This is a genomic window from Sphaerisporangium rhizosphaerae, from assembly GCF_042665155.1.
In the GTDB taxonomy this organism is placed as follows: Bacteria; Actinomycetota; Actinomycetes; order Streptosporangiales; family Streptosporangiaceae; genus Sphaerisporangium; species Sphaerisporangium rhizosphaerae.
In genome coordinates this window covers 131,184-148,066 of record NZ_JBHTCG010000012.1, presented here as the reverse complement: position 1 = coordinate 148,066, position 16,883 = coordinate 131,184, and the positions used below count along the sequence as shown (strand labels likewise).

Here is a 16,883-nt window from a genome sequence, read left to right as displayed (position 1 = left end):
CCCGCCGCGCAACGGCTTTTCCCGCGCCGGGCGGGTCAGTGCCCGGTGAGGGTGCGCGGGGTGGCGTGGTCGCCGGTTCCCGCGGTGAGCCGCAGGTAGGCCTCCTCCAGGGAGGCGCCGCGGGGGGACATCTCGTGGACGGCGATGCCGTGGCGCGCGGCCAGGTCGCCGATGGCGGCCACCTCCATCCCGGTCACCGACAGCCCGCCGCCCGGGTCGTCCGCGACGACGCCGCCCGCCTCGGCGAGCACCGCGGCCAGCTCCGCCGCGCGGGGCGAGCGCACCAGCACCCCCTGCCCGTAGCGGCCGGCGAGCTCGGGCACCGAGGTGTCGGCGATCAGCCGGCCGCGCCCGACGATGATCAGCCGGTCGGCGGTCAGCTCCATCTCGCTCATCAGGTGACTGGACAGCAAGATGGTGCGCCCCTCGGCCGCCAGACCGCGCATCAGCTCCCGGATCCAGCGCACCCCATCGGGGTCCAGGCCGTTGACCGGCTCGTCGAACAGCAGGACCTCCGGGTCGCCGAGCAGCGCCGCGGCGATGCCCAGCCGCTGCTTCATCCCCAGGGAGAAACCGCCGGCCCGCCGCCGTGCGACGCCGGCCAGCCCTACCTGTTCGAGCACCTGCGCCACGCGGGCCTGGCCGATGCCGTTCCCCCGGGCGAGCCACCTGAGGTGGTTCAGGGCGCTGCGCCCGGGGTGCAGTGCCGCCGCGTCGAGCAGCGCGCCGACCTTGCTCATCGGGCGCCGCAGGGAGGCGTACGGGCGGCCGCCGACGAGCGCCGCGCCGGAGGTGGGGGCGGCCAGGCCGAGGACCAGGCGCATGGTGGTGGACTTGCCGGCGCCGTTCGGCCCGAGGAAGCCGGTCACCTGCCCGGGCCGCACCTCGAAGGACAGCCGGTCGACGGCGAGGGCGCGGCCGTACCGCTTGGTCAGTTCTCTCACTTCGATCACCGTGCCAGGCTGCCGCGAGGACACCGGGCGGCGCATCGTCCCTGGGCCGCGATCCGGCGGCCCCGCCGCAGGCGTAGCGCGGGGCCCGCGGGCGGCCGGCGTCCGCCCGGGGGATGACATCCCCCGGCAGGAGGTGCCGGGCCGGCCGGCACCGGTAGCCTGCGGAGGTGGACGACGCGGAGACCCAGACCGAGAAGGCGGACCTGTGGCCGTCTCCCGGCCCGGGAGGCTCCGGCGCGGCCTGGTCGCCGCCCGCACGGGGCCGGCTGGTCAGGCTGGACGCGTTCGCGGCGGCCGGATACACCTTGCTCCTGCTGGGCATCGTCCTGGCGCGGCACTCGGCGCCCGGCGCCGCTGTGCCGGTGGTGCAGTGCCTGATCGTCGCCGGCATGGGAATTCCCCTCGCGGTGCGGCGGCTGTGGCCGGTGCCGGTCTTCTGGGTGGTGCTGACCGCGACCGTGTCGTCGCTGTTCGCCGAGATGGTCAACGATGCCTTCGCCGCGGCCGCCTTCGCGCTCTACATGGTCGCGCTCACCCGTCCGGGGCTGCGCTGGGTGCCCACGCGGACGATCGGCGCGGTGAGCGCCGTCGTGATCGCCGGCTCCACGATGGCCGGTCCGGTCGACTGGGGGACCGACGGCTTTCCGTTCACCTCCGTGCTGGTGGGCCTGCCCATTATGGGCGGGGCCTGGACCGTCGGCCGCGCGGTGCGGGAGCGCCGGCTGTACGTGCGGCGCTCGGCGAACGAGCTCGCGCGCCGGGCGGTCGCCGAGGAGCGGCTGCGCATCGCCCGCGAGCTGCACGACGTCGTGGCGCACAGCATGACGCTGATCACCGTGAAGGCCGGTGTGGCCGACCACGTCGCCGAGGTGCGGCCGCAGGAGGCCCGCAAGGCACTGCGCGAGATCGAGTCGGTGAGCCGGGGCGCGCTCGTCGAGATGCGGCACATGCTGGGCGTGCTGCGCTCGGAGGGCGACGGGGAGCCCGCCGACCTGCTCCCGGCGCCGGGCCTTTCCGGCCTGCCCGAGCTGGCCGAGCGGGCGGCGCAGGCCGGCGTGCGGGTCGAGCTGGACGTGGCGGGGGCCGACGGCCTGCCCGAGGGGGTGGAGCTGTCGGTCTACCGCATCGTCCAGGAGGCGCTGACCAACGTCGTGCGGCACGCCGCGCCCGCGCACTGCCGGGTGCGGGTACGCGACGGCCGGGGTGAGGTGCGGGTGGAGGTCGTCGACGACGGGCCTGGAGCGCGGGTGCTGCCCGGCACGGGCGGGGCCGGCGGCGGCCACGGCCTGGTGGGCATGCGCGAGCGGGTGGTGATGTACGGAGGGTCCTTCGACGCCGGCCCGCGGCCCGCGGGCGGCTTCGCGGTCACCGCCACCCTCCCCTACGGACCGCCGCCGGCGGGAGCGGGCGGCGCGGCGGAGGGGCCGGCTCCGGAGCCGGCGGACGGAGTGGCGTGGTGAGCGGAAAGGTGGACGAGCGGGTGGGCGAGAGCGCGGCGGAGATGACGCGGGGCGGTCCGGGCGCGGCCGGCGGCGGGGACATCCGCGTCCTGGTCGCCGATGACCAGGCGCTGCTGCGCGGCGGCTTCCGGCTCCTGATCGACACCGCGCCGGGCCTCACGGTCGTCGGCGAGGCCGGCACCGGCGCCGAGGCGGTCGAGCTGGCCCGGTCGGAGCGTCCCGACGTCGTGCTGATGGACGTGCGGATGCCGGAGATGGACGGCATCGAGGCGACCCGTCGCATCTGCTCGGACCCGCGAAGCTCAGGGGTGCGGGTGCTCATCCTGACCACGTTCGACCTGGACGCCTACATCTACGCGGCGCTGCGGGCGGGGGCCAGCGGCTTCCTGCTGAAGGACACCCGGCCGGCCGACCTGCTGGCCGCCGTGCACGTGATCGCCTCGGGGGAGGCGCTGCTCGCGCCCACCGTGACGCGGCGGCTGATCGCCGAGTTCACCCGCAGGCCCGAGCCGGCCCGTACGCTGCCGCGCCGGCTCGACGGCGTCACCGAGCGAGAGCGCGAGGTGCTCACCCACATCGCCCGCGGGCTGTCCAACGGCGAGATCGCCGAACACCTGCACCTCAGCCAGGCGACGGTGAAGAGCCACGTGGGGCGCCTGCTGGCCAAGCTCCACGCCCGTGACCGCGCCCAGCTCGTCGTGGTCGCCTACGACAGCGGCCTGGTCACCGCTCCGCCCGCCGGGTAACGCGCGCAGTGCGGCGAGGTACGGGCAGGTGATCCCCGTACACGGTACGCCGTACTCTGTACGGAGCGGGGTTGGTGGGAGGATGGCCGTGTGCCGCCCACGATCGACCGCAGCGGCGCCGGAGATCCGGTGCGCACCCTCGAGCTGCTCTGGAGGCGGCCGGGTGCCCGTCCGTCGCAGCGCGGGCCCCGCCAGGGCCTCACCGTCGACGAGGTGGTGCGGGCGGCAGTGCGGCTGGCCGACGCCGAGGGTCTCACCGCCCTGACCATGCGCCGCGTCGCCCAGGAGCTGGGCGTGGGCGCCATGTCGCTCTACACCTACGTCCCCGGCAAGGCGGAACTGCTCGACCTCATGCTCGACATGGTGTTCGGCGAGATGCCCCGGCCCGACCTGTCCGGCCTGGCCTGGCGCGAGCGGCTGGAGGCCGTGGCGCGCGACAACCGCGACCTCTACGAGCGCCACCCCTGGGTGACCGCCGTGTCCACCAGCCGCCCGCCGCTCGGCCCCGGCCTGCTCGCCAAGTACGAGCACGAACTGCGCGCCTTCGAGGGCCTCGGCCTGGACGATGTGGAGATGGACGACGCCCTGTCCTACCTGCTGGGGTTCGTGCACTCCTCCGCGCGGTCGGCGGCCGACGCGCGCGCCTTCGAGCACGAGGGGGCGCTGACCGACCAGCAGTGGTGGGCGGCGAGCGCCCCCCTGCTCGCCCGGGTGTTCGATGCCGAGCGCTATCCCACGGCCTCCCGGGTGGGCGCCGCCGCGGGTGAGGCGCACAACGCCGCCTACGACCCCGGCCACGCCTACGCGTTCGGCCTGCGCCGCGTCCTGGACGGCCTCGGCGTCCTGATCGACCAGCGCCAGGGCGCCCGACCGGCCGACTCCTGACCTGGGCATACCCCGCGCCGCGTCGCCGCGTCGCCGCGTCGTTCGCCGAGGACGCCGCACCGGGGCGGGGGTGTCAGGCGGCGGGCACCTTGTCGAGGAAGCCGTGCACGTCGCGCAGCCGGCCGTCCTCGGTCAGCACCGCCACGTCGAAGCCGTCCACCACCGACTCGGCCTCGCCGGCCGGGCCCAGGTGCCAGCCGAACCGGACCAGGTTGTGGTGGGCGTCCACCGGTCCCGACAGGCGAAACTCGAATCCCGGGAACTGCCGCTGCACCGCGGCGATGGTCGCGTCGATCGCCTCGCGCCCCTCGACGGACGCCAGCGGGTCCACGTAGGTGCCGTCCTCGACCCACAGCCCGTCGACGGCCGCACGGCGGGCGGCGGGGTCGGTCTGGTTCCACGCCGCGATGTACCGGCTGATCAGTTCGTGCGCGTCACTCATCACTGCACTCCTTATATCTATCTATGGGTTGATATTTCGGCGGATGTCGGCGAACCATCCGATGTCCCAACAATGGCGGGCGAGCGCCGGGAAATCGATTACGTCACGGGTAACCGCGCACGGCCCTCACCAGCGTCGTCGTCCCCGCACCCGGCCGCAGGACGGGTCCTTCCACCCGGGCGACGGGGCAGGCGCGTCGATGGTGGGTGCGCGGGTCCGGACGACGGACGGCGCACCCGGCAGCGTCCAGACGACGGGCGGCGCGCCCGGGTGCGTGCGGGCGGCAGCGGGTGGCATTGCGGTGGCAGCGGCGTGGCAGCGTCATGGCAGCGGCGTGGCAGCGGCGCCGTGCACGGTGGTCCCGTCACCGCCACATCCGACGGGGACCACCTCCACCACCTGGGACGGACAGCCATGAACCACACCCCCGTGCTGATCGCCGGAGCCGGGCCCACCGGGCTCACCCTCGCCGTCGACCTCGCCCGCCGCGGCGTCGCCTTCCGCCTGGTCGACGCCTCCCCCGAGGCGCGTCCCAACGGCTCGCGCGGCAAGGGCCTGCAACCTCGCACGCTGGAGGTCTTCGACGACCTCGGCGTGATCGAGCCGACGCTGACCACCGCCGCGCCCTACCCGCCGATGCAGGCCTACGCCGGCGACACGGTCGTGTGGCAGGGGCGCCTGCACGAGCCGGCCGAACCCACCCCGGCCGTGCCGTACCCGGTGGTCCTCATGCAACCCCAGTGGCGCACCGAGGCGATCCTGCGCGAGCGGCTCGCCGGGCTCGGCGGGCGGGTGGAGCAGGGCGTCGCGCTCGCCGGCCTGGAACAGGACGCCGGCGGGGTGACCGTCACCCTCGAGGGTCCCGCGGGCGCCCGCGAACGCCTCACGGCCGACTACGTGGTGGGAGCCGACGGCGGCGGGAGCACGGTGCGCAAACTGCTGGGCGTGGGGTTCGCCGGCACCACCCACGAGAGCGAGCGGATGCTGATCGGGGACGTCACCACCGCCGACCTGGACCGCGACCACTGGCACGTGTGGGGCGACCTCGCCGCGCAGAAGCTCGCCGTCGGGCTGTGCCCGCTGCCGGGCACCGACGTCTTCCAGTTCACCGCCGCACTCGGCCAGGACGAGACCCCCGACCGCACGCTGGCCGGGTACCAGGAGCGGCTGGACGCCGCCCGCGGAGACGCGCGCGTCCGCCTGACCGATTTGAGCTGGACCTCGGTCTACCGGGTCAACATCCGCATGGCCGACCGGTTCCGCGTCGGGCGGGTGTTCCTGGCCGGGGACGCCGCCCACGTGCACTCCCCCGCGGGCGGTCAGGGGCTCAACACCGGCGTCCAGGACGCCTACAACCTCGGGTGGAAACTGGCCCGGGTGATCGACGGCGCTCCCGCCGCCCTGCTGGACACCTACGAGGAGGAGCGCCTGCCCGTCGCGGCGGACGTGCTCGGCCTCAGCACCGCCCTGCACGAGAAGGCCAGGCGGGGTGACGCCGACGCGGCGCACCGGGGCGAGGACACCCAGCAGTTGCTGCTGTCCTACCACGGCGGCTCGCTCGCCGCCGTCGGCGCCCGCGCCGGCGACCGGGCGCCCGACGCGCCGTGCCACACCGCCGCCGGGAAGGCGACCCGCATGTTCGACGTCCTGCGCGGCCCCCAAACCACGCTGCTCCTCCTCGGCTCCGCCGCCGGTGCCGCTCCAACCGGCGAGGACGTGGCCCGATACGGCGGCGGAGCCGGGTCCGCCGGCCTCGGGTCCCGCGGCCTTGGGTTCGGCGGCCTCGGGTTCGGCGGCCTCGGGTTCGGCGGCCTCGGGTTCGGCTCGGATGCGGGGGTGCGCGTGTGCCGAGTCGGCACGGACCTCTCCGACTCCGGTGGGCACATCCGCGCCGCGTACGGCGACCGGGGATACGTGGTGATACGTCCGGACGGGTACATCGGCGCGGTGACCGAGGACCCCGCCCAGGTGGAGGGCTACCTGGCCCTGCTCGGCCACCGCCCCGCCGCCCCGGCCGCCACCGGCTGATCATGCGCCCCCGCCTCACCGCGGTCGGCGCTCCCGAGGGCGGGTCAGCCGTGAGTGCGGGCCGGCACTGAGGGCGGAACAGCAGTGGGTGCGGGCCAGCGGAGGAGGCCGGCAGTGGGGACAGGCCGGTGGTAGGGACGGACAGGCGGTGGGTGCGGGTCGGCAAGGGGGACGGCCCCGCATCGGGGACCGGCTGGCAATGGGGCCGGCCCCGGGAGTGGGGACGGCCCGGTGGGGACGACGGCCCGGTGGGGACGACGGCCCGGTGGTGGGTGCGGCCCGGTGGTGGATGCGGGTCAGCGGTCCAGGGTGCGGTACCGGCGGACCGAGAGCGGGAAGAAGACCGCGATGAGCAGCAGCGGCCAGGCGAGCGCCAGCAACGGCGCCTGCTGGGCCGCCCAGGAACCGCCGCCCCAGCCGGGGTTGCCGAACAGCTCCCGGGTCGCCGCGACCGTCGCCGACATGGGATTCCATTCGACGACCGCGCCGAGCCACCCCGGCATCGTGGCCGGCGAGGCGAAGGTGTTGGACAGGAACCCCAGCGGCCACACCAGGATCTGCACGGCCATGACCGCCTCGGGGTTGCGGATGGCCAGCCCGAGGTAGACGCCCGTCCACAGCAGGGCGAACCGCAGCAGCAGGAGCAGCCCGACGGCCGCCAGGGCGGGTCCGAGACCGTGGTGCCACCGCCAGCCGACCGCCAGCCCGCAGGCGATCATGACGGCCAGCCCGAGGGCGGAGTTGAGCATGTCGGCGGCGCAGCGGCCGGTCACCACCGCCGAGGGGGCCATGGGCATCGAGCGGAACCGGTCGGTGACGCCCTTGGCCGCGTCGGCGCTGACCGCGGTGAAGGTGGCCTCGACCCCGAAGACCATCGTCATGGCGAACATTCCCGGCATGAGGAACTCGCGGTAGTCCCCTCCTCCGGGGATGGCCATGCCGCCGCCGAACAGGTAGGCGAACATCAGCACGATCATGACGGGGAAGAGCAGCTCCACGACGACCTGGCCGGGCCGCCGGGCCCGGTGCGCCAGGTCGCGGTGGGTGATGGTCCAGCCGTCGGCCAGCGCCCACCGCAACCGCGCGGCGGCCGTGCGGGGCGGCGCGGGCGGCGCCACCGAATCCATGACCGTCATGCCGCCACCTCCCACCCGTGCCGCGCCGCCGCGTCCCCGCGTCCACCGGGCCCGCCGAGCGCTCCGGGCATCACCAGGACCGTCCCCATGCCGCCGTCCCCCTCCGTCCGCGCCGCACCTCCACGCGCCCCGCGTTCACCGAGTCCGATGGGGGTACTCGTGGTCGTCTCTACGCCACCGTCAACCTCCGTCCCCGGCCGGCCGCCGCGCCGCCCGTATCCACCGGGTCCGATGGGGGTACTCGTGACCGTCCTCATGCCGCCGCCTTCTTCGTCGGGTCGGGTGCCGTCGCCTGGTGGCCGGTGAGGTGGAGGAACACCTCGTCCAGGGTGGGACGGCGCAGGAGGATGTCCTCGACCGGCACCCCCTCCTCCGAGAGCGCCCGGGTCAGGGCGGTCAGCGCGGCCACCCGGTCGCGCACCGGGACGCTCACGCGCCGCCGGTCGGTGTCGCGGTCGGCGCGCGCGCCCGCCACCCGTTCGGCGACCGCCGCGGCGGCGCCCATGTCGGCGGGCTCGCGCACCACGAGCTCGACGCGGTCGCCGCCGATGAGCGACTTCAGCTCCTCCGGGGTGCCCTGGGCGATCGTCCGGCCGGCCGAAAGGACGCAGATGTCGGTGGCCAGCCGGTCGGCCTCCTCCAGGTACTGGGTGGTGAGCAGCACGGTGGTTCCGCCGGCGACGAGCGAGGCGACGGCCTGCCAGACCTCTCCGCGTCCGCGCGGGTCCAGCCCGGTGGTGGGCTCGTCCAGGAACAGGACCGGCGGGGTGAGGATGAGGCCGGCGGCCAGGTCGAGCCGGCGACGCATGCCTCCGGAGTACAGCTTGACCGGCTTGTCCCCGGTGTCGGCCAGCCCGAACCGTTCGAGCAGTTCGTCGGCGCGGCGGCGCGCTCCCGCCGTGCCGAGGTGGTACAGCCGGCCGAACATCACCAGGTTCTGCCGGCCGCTCAGCACCTCGTCCAGGGCGGCGTTCTGCCCCACCAGCCCGATGCGGCAGCGCGCCCGCGCGCCGTCGCGGACCACGTCGAGGCCGGCCACCTCGGCCCGGCCCGCGTCCGGCCGCAGCAGCGTGGTGAGGATGCGCACCGCCGTGGTCTTGCCCGCACCGTTGGGCCCGAGCAGCCCGCATACCGTGCCCGCCGGCACCGCCAGGTCGAACCCGGCCAGGGCCTCGGTGCGGCCGTACCGCTTGCGCAGCCCCTCGGCGAGGATCGCGTGTCCTGTGGACCCCATTCCCGCCTCCCTTCCATTAACTCCGTACGTTGTACCGTACAACATACGGGACATCGTACGGAATAACCGGTCCGACGGGGACCCTTGGTTGAGCGAGCCTTCGGCGAGCGGGTTCCGGGTCCGCGGACGGCCACGAGGGCGGCGCGGAAACGGCGCGGCGATGGCGGCGGCGATGACCGTGCGCAGTGAAAGTTTCACGGTCGGTTGACGCAGGACGGCGTCAGCTCCCAGGATCATGGGTGCTTCCCGGTCGGGAGGCATGAGATGTCCATGGCGAGGGGTCCGATGCCGAAAGCTCTGTTAGCGCTAACATCCGCCGTCGTGCTGACGCTGGCCGGCCTGAACGTGCCCGCCGCGCACGCCGACGAGCCCGCCGCGGTCGCGGTGACCGTCAACGCCCGCGCCGCGCTCGCCACCGTCCCCGCGACCGGCATCGGCGCCAACCACGCGATCTGGGACGCCAACCTGGGCACCGACGCGACCGCCGACCTGCTGAAGGACGCCGGCGTGAAGGTGCTGCGCTATCCCGGCGGCTCCTACTCCGACATCTACCACTGGGCCGACCACACCGCGCCCGGCGGGTACGTGGCGCCCGGCACCGACTTCGACACCTTCATGCGCGGCGTGCGGCGCACCGGCGCCCAGCCGATGGTGACCGCCAACTACGGCACCGGCACCGCCGCGGAGGCCGCCGCCTGGGTCCACCAGGCCAACGTCGTCAAGGGCTACGGCGTGAAGTACTGGGAGATCGGCAACGAGAACTACGGCAACGGCCGCTACGGCAGTGCCTGGGAGGCCGACGACCACGCCGACAAGAGCCCGGCCGAGTACGCGCGCAACGTCGTCGCCTACGCCGACGCGATGAAGGCGGCCGACCCCTCCATCAAGATCGGCGCGGTGCTGACCACGCCCGCCAACTGGCCCGACGGGCTGGTCGCCGCCGGCGACGACGGCACCTGGAACAAGGTCGTCCTGTCGGCCGCCGGACCGAAGATCGACTTCGTGATCGTGCACTGGTACCCCGGCGCGCTCGACAGAGCCGGCCAGATCCCCGACATGATCGACCTCACCCGGCGGCAGATCGCCGCGTACGCGGGCCCGGGGGCCGAGCGCATCGGCATCGCGATGACCGAGTTCAACACCGGCACCAGCAGCGCCGGCGCCACCACCCAGCCCGGCGCGCTGGCCGCCGCCGACGCCTACGCGACCCTGCTGGCCAACGGGGTGTTCACCGTCGACTGGTGGAACACCCACAACGGCATCGGCCCCGTCACCCAGGTGGCAGGGCAGACCGACTACGGCGACTTCGGCCTGCTGTCGAGCGGGGCCTGCACCTCCGGCGGCGAAGTGTGCGAGCCGGCGCTGAACACGCCCTTCGCGCCGTACTTCGCACTGCAGATGATGAGCAGGTTCGCCCGTCCCGGCGACCGCTTCCTCCGGGCCGCCACCGACCAGCCCAAGGTGGTCGCGCACGCCGTCCGGCGCCCGGACGGCGACCTCGCGATGCTGCTGCTCAACACCTCGGCCGACACCTCCTACCCCGTCACCATCGGGTACGCCGGCTTCGCCCCGGCCGGCGCGGCGCCGACCGTGCTCACCCACACCAACGGCGCCACGAGCATCACCACCGCCACCGCCGGCAGCGCGACCGCCCAGACGCTGCCGCCGCTGTCGATGACGACGATCGTCGTTCATCCCTCCTCCCCCCAGGCCGGGCTGCCGGGCACGCCCGGCCAGCCCACGGTTTCGGGGGTGACCGACCGGGGAGCCACCATCTCCTGGCCCGCCGCCTCCGCCGGCGTCCGCCCGATCGTCAAGTACGAGATCCACCGCCAGAACGGGATCGTCAGCGAGCAGCTCGGCGAGACCGCGGGCACCTCCTTCACCGTCGCCAACCTCAACCCTGGTACGCGCTACACGGTGAATGTGATCGCCCGGGACGGCGGCGGCGGCCTGTCACCGGCGTCCCCGCCGCTGACCTTCACCACCGGCACGCCCGCGTCCAGTTCCTGCACGGTCCGGCTCAGCGACCAGAACGACTGGGGCAGCGGGTACGTCGGCGCCATCGACGTCACCAACAACGGCGCGCCGATCGACGGCTGGACGCTGAACTTCGGCTGGCCGCGTTCCTGGCAGAGCCTCGGCAGCGGCTGGGGCGGCGTCTGGACGCAGGACGGCTCGCAGGTCAAGGTCGTCAACGAGGCCGGCCACGGCTCGCTGCCCACGGGGGCGACGGTCAGCGTCGGCTTCGTCGGCAACTACAGCGGCCCGAACGTCCTGCCCACGGTCTTCACCCTCAACGGGACACTCTGCTCGGCCGCGTAGCCTCCGTCCTCCTGCGGCGTCCCGCGGCCGTCCTCCTCTGAGGGCCGCGGGACGCCGTTCGCCCGGGGCGGCGGGGGTGCGGGTCCGGTGTGGTCCCGGGCCGCGGCCGTAGGATCGGGACCACGATGACCACGGAGTACACCGGCGGGGGCGACCCCGCGCGCAGCCTCGCCCTGCTGTGGCGCACCCGCGAGAAGTCCGGGCGCAAGGGCGGGCCCGACCTCAGCGTCGACCGCGTCGTCCGCGCCGCCGTCGAGCTCACCGACGCCGACGGCCTGGCGGCGCTGTCCATGCGGCGCGTCGCCCAGCGCCTCGGCGTGGGCACCATGTCGCTGTACACCTACGTGCCGGGCAAGGCCGAGCTGCTCGACCTCATGCTCGACACGGTGTGCGGCGAGCCCGCCCGGCCGGCCGAGGTGCCCGGGGGGTGGCGCGGCAGGCTGGAGTTCGTGGCCCGGGAGAAGTGGGCGCTCTACCAGCGCCACCCGTGGATGCTGTACGTCGCCACCAGCCGGCCGCCGCTCGGTCCCAACGTGGCCGGCGCCTACGAGTATGAGCTGGCCGCCGTCGAGGGCATCGGACTGACCGACCTGGAGATGGACTCCGTCGTCACCCTGGTCGCGGGGTTCGTGCACGGCGCCGCGCGCGGCGCGGTCGACGCCGCCCAGGTCGCACAGCGCACCGGCGTGTCGGACGAGCAGTGGTGGTGGGCCCACGCCCCCTACCTGGCCAAGGTGATGGACCCGTCCCGCTACCCGCTGTCGGCGCGGGTGGGCGCGGCCGCCGGGGAGGAGTACGGCGCCGCCTCCGCTCCGCAGCAGGCGTTCGAGTTCGGCCTCCAGCGGGTCCTGGACGGCGTCGAGGCCCTGGTGACGCGCCGGACGGCCGCGTCCTAGGACGGCTGCCCCCTAGGACGCGCCCGCCTGCGTGGAAGCGTTGTGGAAGTAGTGGCCTTTGTCCAGGTCGTCGATGAGTCCCGGCTGGGTCGGCCGCCACCCCAGCAGCTCGCGGGTCAGTGCGCTGGAGGCCGGGCTGTCGGCGGCGAGGAAGCCCGCCAGCCAGCCGAAGTGCGCGCCCGCGTCCTCGGGAGCGACGGCGGCCACCGGCAGGCCGAGATGCCGGCCGATCACCTCGGCGACGTCGCGGATGGGCACGCCCTCGTCGGCGACCGCGTGCAGGACCGATCCCGCCGGCGCCTGCTCCAGCGCCAGGCGGAACAGGTGGGCGGCGTCGAGCCGGTGCGCGGCGGGCCAGCGATCGGCCCCCTCGCCGATGTGGCCGGAGACGCCCTTGCCGCGGGCGATGCCGACCAGGACCGCCATGAAGCCGGGGTCCCCATCCCCGTGCACCGTCGGGGGGAGCCGCACGACCGACGAGCGGACGCCGCGTGAGGCCAGGGACAGCGTCATCCGGGCGGTCGCCTGCCGATCCCGCGGCCCGCCGCCCGCGTGGGCCACGTCCGGGCCGGACTCGAGCCCGTCCTGCTCGGTGGCCACCCGCCCGGGGGCGAGTCCGACGATCCCGGAGGCGATGACCAGCGGCCGACCAGAGCCCGCGAGCGCCTCCCCGAAGGTCTCGACGGCGCGCCGATCGGCCTCCGTGGCCTCCGCGAAGCGACCGGAGAAGGCGATGTCGTGCTTGAACGCCAGGTGGATCACCCCGTCGGAGGCGGCGGCCGCGTCGCGCAGGCCGTCGAGATCGTCGATGGTGCCGCGACGCAACTGTGCGCCGGCCGCGGTGAGCGCGGCGGCGGAGGCGTCCGAGCGCGCCAGCCCGACGACCTGATGACCCGCGCCGACCAGTTCGGGGACGACGGCGGAACCGATCCATCCGGAGGCGCCGGTGACGAATACGCGCATGAGAAGTACTCCAAAGGGTCGATCGTCCGGGGCATCCAGGCCCCAGATCGATGTCAGTGACTGTCATCAACGTAGCACTGATGTCAGCCACTGTCATCAAGGTAGGATTCCGGCATGGGACGATGGGAGCCGAACGCGCGCGGCCGGCTGGAGCAGGCGGCGCTGGAGCTCTACATCGAGCGCGGGTACGAGCAGACCACGGTGGCAGAGATCGCCGGACGGGCCGGGCTGACCGAGCGCACGTTCTTCCGGCACTTCGCCGACAAGCGCGAGGTGCTGTTCTGGGGCTCGGGCCCGCTGCGCGAGCACCTGGTGGCCGCCGTCGAGGACGCGCCCGACGCGGCGGCCCCGATCGAGATGGTGGCACGCGCCGTCGAAGCCGTGGGCGAGCTGTTCGGGGAGCGCCGCGAGAGCGCCCGGCGGCGCCGGTCGATCATCGCCGCGAACCCCGAGCTGCAGGAACGCGAGCTGATCAAGCTCGCGACGTTGTCCGCGGCGCTCGCCGGCACGTTGCGCCGGCGCGGCGTCACCGATCCGGCGGCGAGCCTGGCCGCCGAGGTCGGCCTCGCCGTCTTCAAGGTCGCGTTCGAGCGCTGGGTCGGCGACGCCCCCGGGCAGCCCGGCCTGTCCGAGCTCATCCGGGAGTCCTTCGACGAACTGAAGGCCGTGACCGCGGGCGGGTGACGACCCGGACGCCGCGTCCGCCGGGCCCGGCTCCCCGGCCGGACGGCGGTCACCGTCCGGCCCGCGAGGCGACGGCGGTTACCGGCCGCCGACCGTTCGGTGAACGAAGAGGCGGCGCAGAGCCGAGCGGCTGCGTACGGCGAGGTCGTCTGAGATGATCGCGCCTGGAGATCATCGGACCCGGCGCACCCCTCGGAAGGTCGGCAGTGGACGGATTCTTCGTCGATCACGGCGGACTACGTGACCTCGTACGGGGACACTCGGCGCGGCAGCCAAACGTGGACGCCTTCCCCGGCGTTCTCTCCGAGCTGACGCCTCGGCCGGCGGACTACCCCGAAGCCGCCGGCGACTTCCGCACGAGGTTCGACCGGCATGCCTCTGAGGCCGTCACGACGGCCGCACTGCTGCGCGACGGCCACGGGCAAGCCGGCGCTGACATGCGGACCGCCGGCCTTCGCTACGGCCAGGCCGAGGAGGCGACCACGGGGATGGTGGCGGCCACCGGCGAGCACTCCACCGGCCGGCCCGGCGCCGTGCTCGGCGGGCTCGGCGTCCAGGCGTCCGCGATCCTCGCATCGGTGGCGGGCGCCAGGAGAGCCGCCCGGCTGGGCAGGAACCCGGCGATGCCCGCGGCGGGCGGCGGCGGAAGCGCACTGCTCACCATGGCCGCGACGCTGATCGTGATAGCGAACGCCCGCGACCCCGAGACCTGGGAGCAGCGGGGACTGGCGGCGGCCCGGCTCGGGACGGACGTGACCGAGCATGCCGACGGCGTCCACGGGGCCGTGCGAGCCTCGCACGAGCATCTGCGCGGCGAGGCCGGCGACGCCTTCAGAAGCCTCATGCTCTCCGACGTCGTCGCGCCCACCAGGACGCTCTCGGAGGCCGTCGGGGAGATGAGCACCGCCGCGCTCGCAGCCGGCGACGCCCAGCGCAGGTTCAACGAACAGATCGTCAGGGGCGCGCCGCTGGCCATGCTGGCCAGCGCGCCGGCGGGGTACCTGCTGCCGCCGGCGCAGGTCACCGTGGCGGCGTTGTGGCTGATCTACGTGATCAACTGCCGCAAGCGGCTCCGCGAGGACCTCGAGGCGGCCGGCGGCCACCTCGGGCGGACCGGGGCCCTGTCGGAGGTGGCCGAGAGGCTGGGGAGGGACCGCCCCGCGCCGGGCCGGCCGCCGACGGTGACCATCTGACGCGACGGTCCCGCCGAGGACGGCGCCCTGCTCGGCGCGCGGCCTCCGGGAGGGTCAGAGGTTCTCGGCCAGGACGATGACGTTGTCGTCGGCGCCGAAGGTCAGCGGCGCGGTCTTCGGCGGGTTGAGCGTCACCCCGAAGGAGGGGGTGTGGTCGCTGTGCCGCTTGACCCGGTAGCCGATGGCGGTCTGCCCTCGCCGCTTGGCCACCTCCACGACGGTCGCGAAGTTCGCCTCCACTCCAGGGACGAGGTAGTCCGAGGCGGGCAGCAAATGGATCTCCGGGCCGGTGGGGTCGAAGAGCTGGGAGAACACGCGGTGCAGATGCCGGTTCTCCGCGAGCTGGGTCAGCAGCAGGCTGATGAGCTTGGTGCTGATGATGAAGTCGTCGGCCTTGGTGACCTGGAAGATCTCCCGGTTCGCGTCGTCGTTGATCTCGGTCACGATGGTGTAAGGGTCTCCGAGGCTCACCTTGATGTCGCGCAGGTGCAGCAGCGTCACCAGCGTCCGGTCGTCGGCGTGCTCGGGGTCGACCTCGTCGTCGGCCAGCACGACCAGGTGCCGGTAACCGCCGAGGTCGAGGTTCTCCAGCGACCGCCGGCTCGTCGGCCGGCAGTACTTGTAGCCGACGGTCAGGTTCTCCCGCCCGGTCTCAAGGACGTCCACCGGCCGGCCAGGGGCGGCGATGTCCACCACCGACGCCGGCTCGACCAGGCGGTCCAGCAGGTCGATCAGCTTCAGAGCGCGCGAGTTCCACCCGATGAGCAGGGTGCGGTCGGGCGTCTGCGCCCGGTCGGGGGCCGCCGCGACGGCCTCCGGGACGATCGCGGGAGCGGAGCCGGCGAGCTGGATGAGCAGGTCGTCCTCGGCCAGGACGATCACCTGGTCCCTGGCGTCGATCACGGTCTCCTGCGCGGGGTTGAGCAGGACCCGCCCGTCCATCCTGCGCAGCCCGACCGGGATGCCGAGGTCGTAGGCGCTGAGCGCCTCGCCGTAGGTGCGGCCGGTGAGCGCGGGCTCGGGGCGGATGTAGAGCTCGTTGCCGTCGAAGTCCAGCAGGTCGGTGCAGACCGTGGACAGCCCCGACTGGCGGTGCGACTGGGCCACCAGCCGCACGGTGATGTCGTCGGCGTCGATCACGATGGCCGACTCGCCTCCGGCGAGGCGCGCGGCGGCGAGGTTCTCCGACTCCTGCACGGCGGCGACCACGTGCGGCCGCACGCCCCGCCAGGCGCGGTTGTTCAGCAGCAACAACGCCTTGATCACATCGACGTCGGCGTCCTTGTCCGGTGAGGGCAGCACCATGATCGCTTTGGCGGTGTCCGGGCTGACGAGCTCCAGGTCCACCCGCTTGAGCGGGCTTCCCGAACGGCAGATGACCCTGGTGCGGCCGGTCTCCCCCACCCGGGCGCGGATCTGGTCGTCCATGTCGACCTTGTCGCGGTCCGCCAGGATCACCACACAGGACCGCCGTTGCCCCTCGTTGGCCTTGACCAGCTCCTCGATCACGGTGAACACCTGCTCCGACCAGCCGAGCACGATCGTGTGACCGCTCTCGATCAGCCGGGACCGGCCCTTGCGCAGCTCGCTGATCCGGTTCTCCAGACCGGTGGTCAGCACACCGATGAGCGAGCTGACGATGAAGATGCCCCCGATGGTGATGGTCAGCATCAGCGCCAGGAACACCGGGCTCCCGCTGTCGCCGCCCATGGTGCCGGGGTCGATGGCGCGCATCAGGCTCATCCACCCGACGGTTCCCCAGCCGCCGTTCTCCTCGGTATCGGTGAAGGCGACCACCGCTGCCGTGACCAGCACGATGAGCACGACGGACGCCAGCGCCAGCCAGCCGATCAGAGCCGGCGTGCCGCGATCCATCGTGCCGTCGAACCAGTACCGCAGACGCTCTCGCAGTCTCCGCATCGTTGCCCCCGCCCATCG

At 73.9% G+C, this 16,883-nt stretch carries 14 protein-coding genes; 8 read left to right on the top strand and 6 right to left on the bottom strand.

Going from position 1 to position 16,883, the window contains the following annotated elements; translation table 11 throughout:
- Positions 1 to 35: 35 nt before the first annotated feature.
- Positions 36 to 953 (bottom strand): ABC transporter ATP-binding protein, encoded by a 918-nt coding sequence (locus ACFQSB_RS19875; protein WP_380828249.1) that lies wholly within the window; start codon positions 951 to 953, stop codon positions 36 to 38.
- 167 nt (positions 954 to 1,120) lie between these two features.
- Between ACFQSB_RS19875 and ACFQSB_RS19870 the strand changes: the two genes are divergently transcribed.
- From ACFQSB_RS19870 to ACFQSB_RS19860, 3 genes are all read left to right on the top strand, one after another.
- Positions 1,121 to 2,413 (top strand): sensor histidine kinase, encoded by a 1,293-nt coding sequence (locus tag ACFQSB_RS19870; protein ID WP_380828248.1) that lies wholly within the window; start codon positions 1,121 to 1,123, stop codon positions 2,411 to 2,413.
- A gap of 41 nt (positions 2,414 to 2,454) precedes the next feature.
- Complete coding sequence (locus ACFQSB_RS19865) at positions 2,455 to 3,159, top strand: response regulator (RefSeq protein ID WP_380828366.1); 705 nt, start codon at positions 2,455 to 2,457, stop codon at positions 3,157 to 3,159.
- Between the two features lie 90 nt (positions 3,160 to 3,249).
- Positions 3,250 to 4,044, top strand: a complete 795-nt coding sequence (locus ACFQSB_RS19860) for a TetR/AcrR family transcriptional regulator (RefSeq protein ID WP_380828246.1) — start codon at positions 3,250 to 3,252, stop codon at positions 4,042 to 4,044.
- A 73-nt stretch (positions 4,045 to 4,117) separates the two neighbouring features.
- Here the strand turns inward: ACFQSB_RS19860 and ACFQSB_RS19855 are convergent, their stop codons facing one another.
- Positions 4,118 to 4,486, bottom strand: coding sequence for a nuclear transport factor 2 family protein (locus tag ACFQSB_RS19855; RefSeq protein WP_354852710.1), 369 nt, complete (start codon positions 4,484 to 4,486; stop codon positions 4,118 to 4,120).
- A gap of 414 nt (positions 4,487 to 4,900) precedes the next feature.
- Between ACFQSB_RS19855 and ACFQSB_RS19850 the strand changes: the two genes are divergently transcribed.
- Positions 4,901 to 6,514 carry an FAD-dependent monooxygenase gene (locus ACFQSB_RS19850; RefSeq protein WP_380828244.1) on the top strand — a complete coding sequence of 538 codons (1,614 nt, stop codon included), beginning with the start codon at positions 4,901 to 4,903 and terminating at the stop codon, positions 6,512 to 6,514.
- A gap of 296 nt (positions 6,515 to 6,810) precedes the next feature.
- Here the strand turns inward: ACFQSB_RS19850 and ACFQSB_RS19845 are convergent, their stop codons facing one another.
- Positions 6,811 to 7,650 (bottom strand): ABC transporter permease, encoded by an 840-nt coding sequence (locus tag ACFQSB_RS19845; RefSeq protein WP_380828243.1) that lies wholly within the window; start codon positions 7,648 to 7,650, stop codon positions 6,811 to 6,813.
- A gap of 253 nt (positions 7,651 to 7,903) precedes the next feature.
- Positions 7,904 to 8,884 (bottom strand): ATP-binding cassette domain-containing protein, encoded by a 981-nt coding sequence (locus ACFQSB_RS19840; RefSeq protein WP_380828242.1) that lies wholly within the window; start codon positions 8,882 to 8,884, stop codon positions 7,904 to 7,906.
- A gap of 321 nt (positions 8,885 to 9,205) precedes the next feature.
- Here ACFQSB_RS19840 and ACFQSB_RS19835 point away from each other — a divergent pair, with 321 nt between their 5' ends.
- Positions 9,206 to 11,209 (top strand): cellulose binding domain-containing protein, encoded by a 2,004-nt coding sequence (locus tag ACFQSB_RS19835; RefSeq protein ID WP_380828241.1) that lies wholly within the window; start codon positions 9,206 to 9,208, stop codon positions 11,207 to 11,209.
- Positions 11,210 to 11,334: 125 nt separating this feature from the next.
- Positions 11,335 to 12,105 carry a TetR/AcrR family transcriptional regulator gene (locus ACFQSB_RS19830; protein WP_380828240.1) on the top strand — a complete coding sequence of 257 codons (771 nt, stop codon included), beginning with the start codon at positions 11,335 to 11,337 and terminating at the stop codon, positions 12,103 to 12,105.
- 12 nt (positions 12,106 to 12,117) lie between these two features.
- Here the strand turns inward: ACFQSB_RS19830 and ACFQSB_RS19825 are convergent, their stop codons facing one another.
- Entirely contained in the window at positions 12,118 to 13,068 is a 951-nt protein-coding gene (locus ACFQSB_RS19825; protein WP_380828239.1) for an SDR family oxidoreductase, read from the bottom strand.
- A 114-nt stretch (positions 13,069 to 13,182) separates the two neighbouring features.
- On the opposite strand from ACFQSB_RS19825, the gene ACFQSB_RS19820 reads away from it, so the two are divergent.
- Together ACFQSB_RS19820 and ACFQSB_RS19815 are read left to right on the top strand one after the other, a co-directional pair.
- Positions 13,183 to 13,752: a TetR/AcrR family transcriptional regulator gene (locus tag ACFQSB_RS19820; protein WP_380828237.1), complete on the top strand. Its 570-nt coding sequence runs from the start codon at positions 13,183 to 13,185 to the stop codon at positions 13,750 to 13,752.
- Positions 13,753 to 14,030: 278 nt separating this feature from the next.
- Positions 14,031 to 14,945, top strand: a complete 915-nt coding sequence (locus ACFQSB_RS19815; protein ID WP_380828236.1) for a hypothetical protein — start codon at positions 14,031 to 14,033, stop codon at positions 14,943 to 14,945.
- 54 nt (positions 14,946 to 14,999) lie between these two features.
- On the opposite strand, the gene ACFQSB_RS19810 is transcribed toward ACFQSB_RS19815, so the two are convergent.
- The gene (locus ACFQSB_RS19810) at positions 15,000 to 16,865 is read right to left on the bottom strand and encodes a CASTOR/POLLUX-related putative ion channel (RefSeq protein WP_380828235.1); all 1,866 of its coding nucleotides are present in this window, start codon (positions 16,863 to 16,865) and stop codon (positions 15,000 to 15,002) included.
- Positions 16,866 to 16,883: the final 18 nt, after the last annotated feature.

What these genes read in the sequence shown, in the direction of transcription:
- ACFQSB_RS19865 (WP_380828366.1), top strand. Translation starts at nt 2,455, where the DNA reads ATGACGCGGGGCGGTCCGGGCGCGGCCGGCGGCGGGGACATCCGCGTC.
- ACFQSB_RS19820 (WP_380828237.1), top strand. Translation starts at nt 13,183, where the DNA reads ATGGGACGATGGGAGCCGAACGCGCGCGGCCGGCTGGAGCAGGCGGCG.
- ACFQSB_RS19850 (WP_380828244.1), top strand. Translation starts at nt 4,901, where the DNA reads ATGAACCACACCCCCGTGCTGATCGCCGGAGCCGGGCCCACCGGGCTC.
- ACFQSB_RS19845 (WP_380828243.1), bottom strand. Translation starts at nt 7,650, where the DNA reads ATGACGGTCATGGATTCGGTGGCGCCGCCCGCGCCGCCCCGCACGGCC.
- ACFQSB_RS19825 (WP_380828239.1), bottom strand. Translation starts at nt 13,068, where the DNA reads ATGCGCGTATTCGTCACCGGCGCCTCCGGATGGATCGGTTCCGCCGTC.
- ACFQSB_RS19830 (WP_380828240.1), top strand. Translation starts at nt 11,335, where the DNA reads ATGACCACGGAGTACACCGGCGGGGGCGACCCCGCGCGCAGCCTCGCC.
- ACFQSB_RS19810 (WP_380828235.1), bottom strand. Translation starts at nt 16,865, where the DNA reads ATGCGGAGACTGCGAGAGCGTCTGCGGTACTGGTTCGACGGCACGATG.
- ACFQSB_RS19855 (WP_354852710.1), bottom strand. Translation starts at nt 4,486, where the DNA reads ATGAGTGACGCGCACGAACTGATCAGCCGGTACATCGCGGCGTGGAAC.
- ACFQSB_RS19840 (WP_380828242.1), bottom strand. Translation starts at nt 8,884, where the DNA reads ATGGGGTCCACAGGACACGCGATCCTCGCCGAGGGGCTGCGCAAGCGG.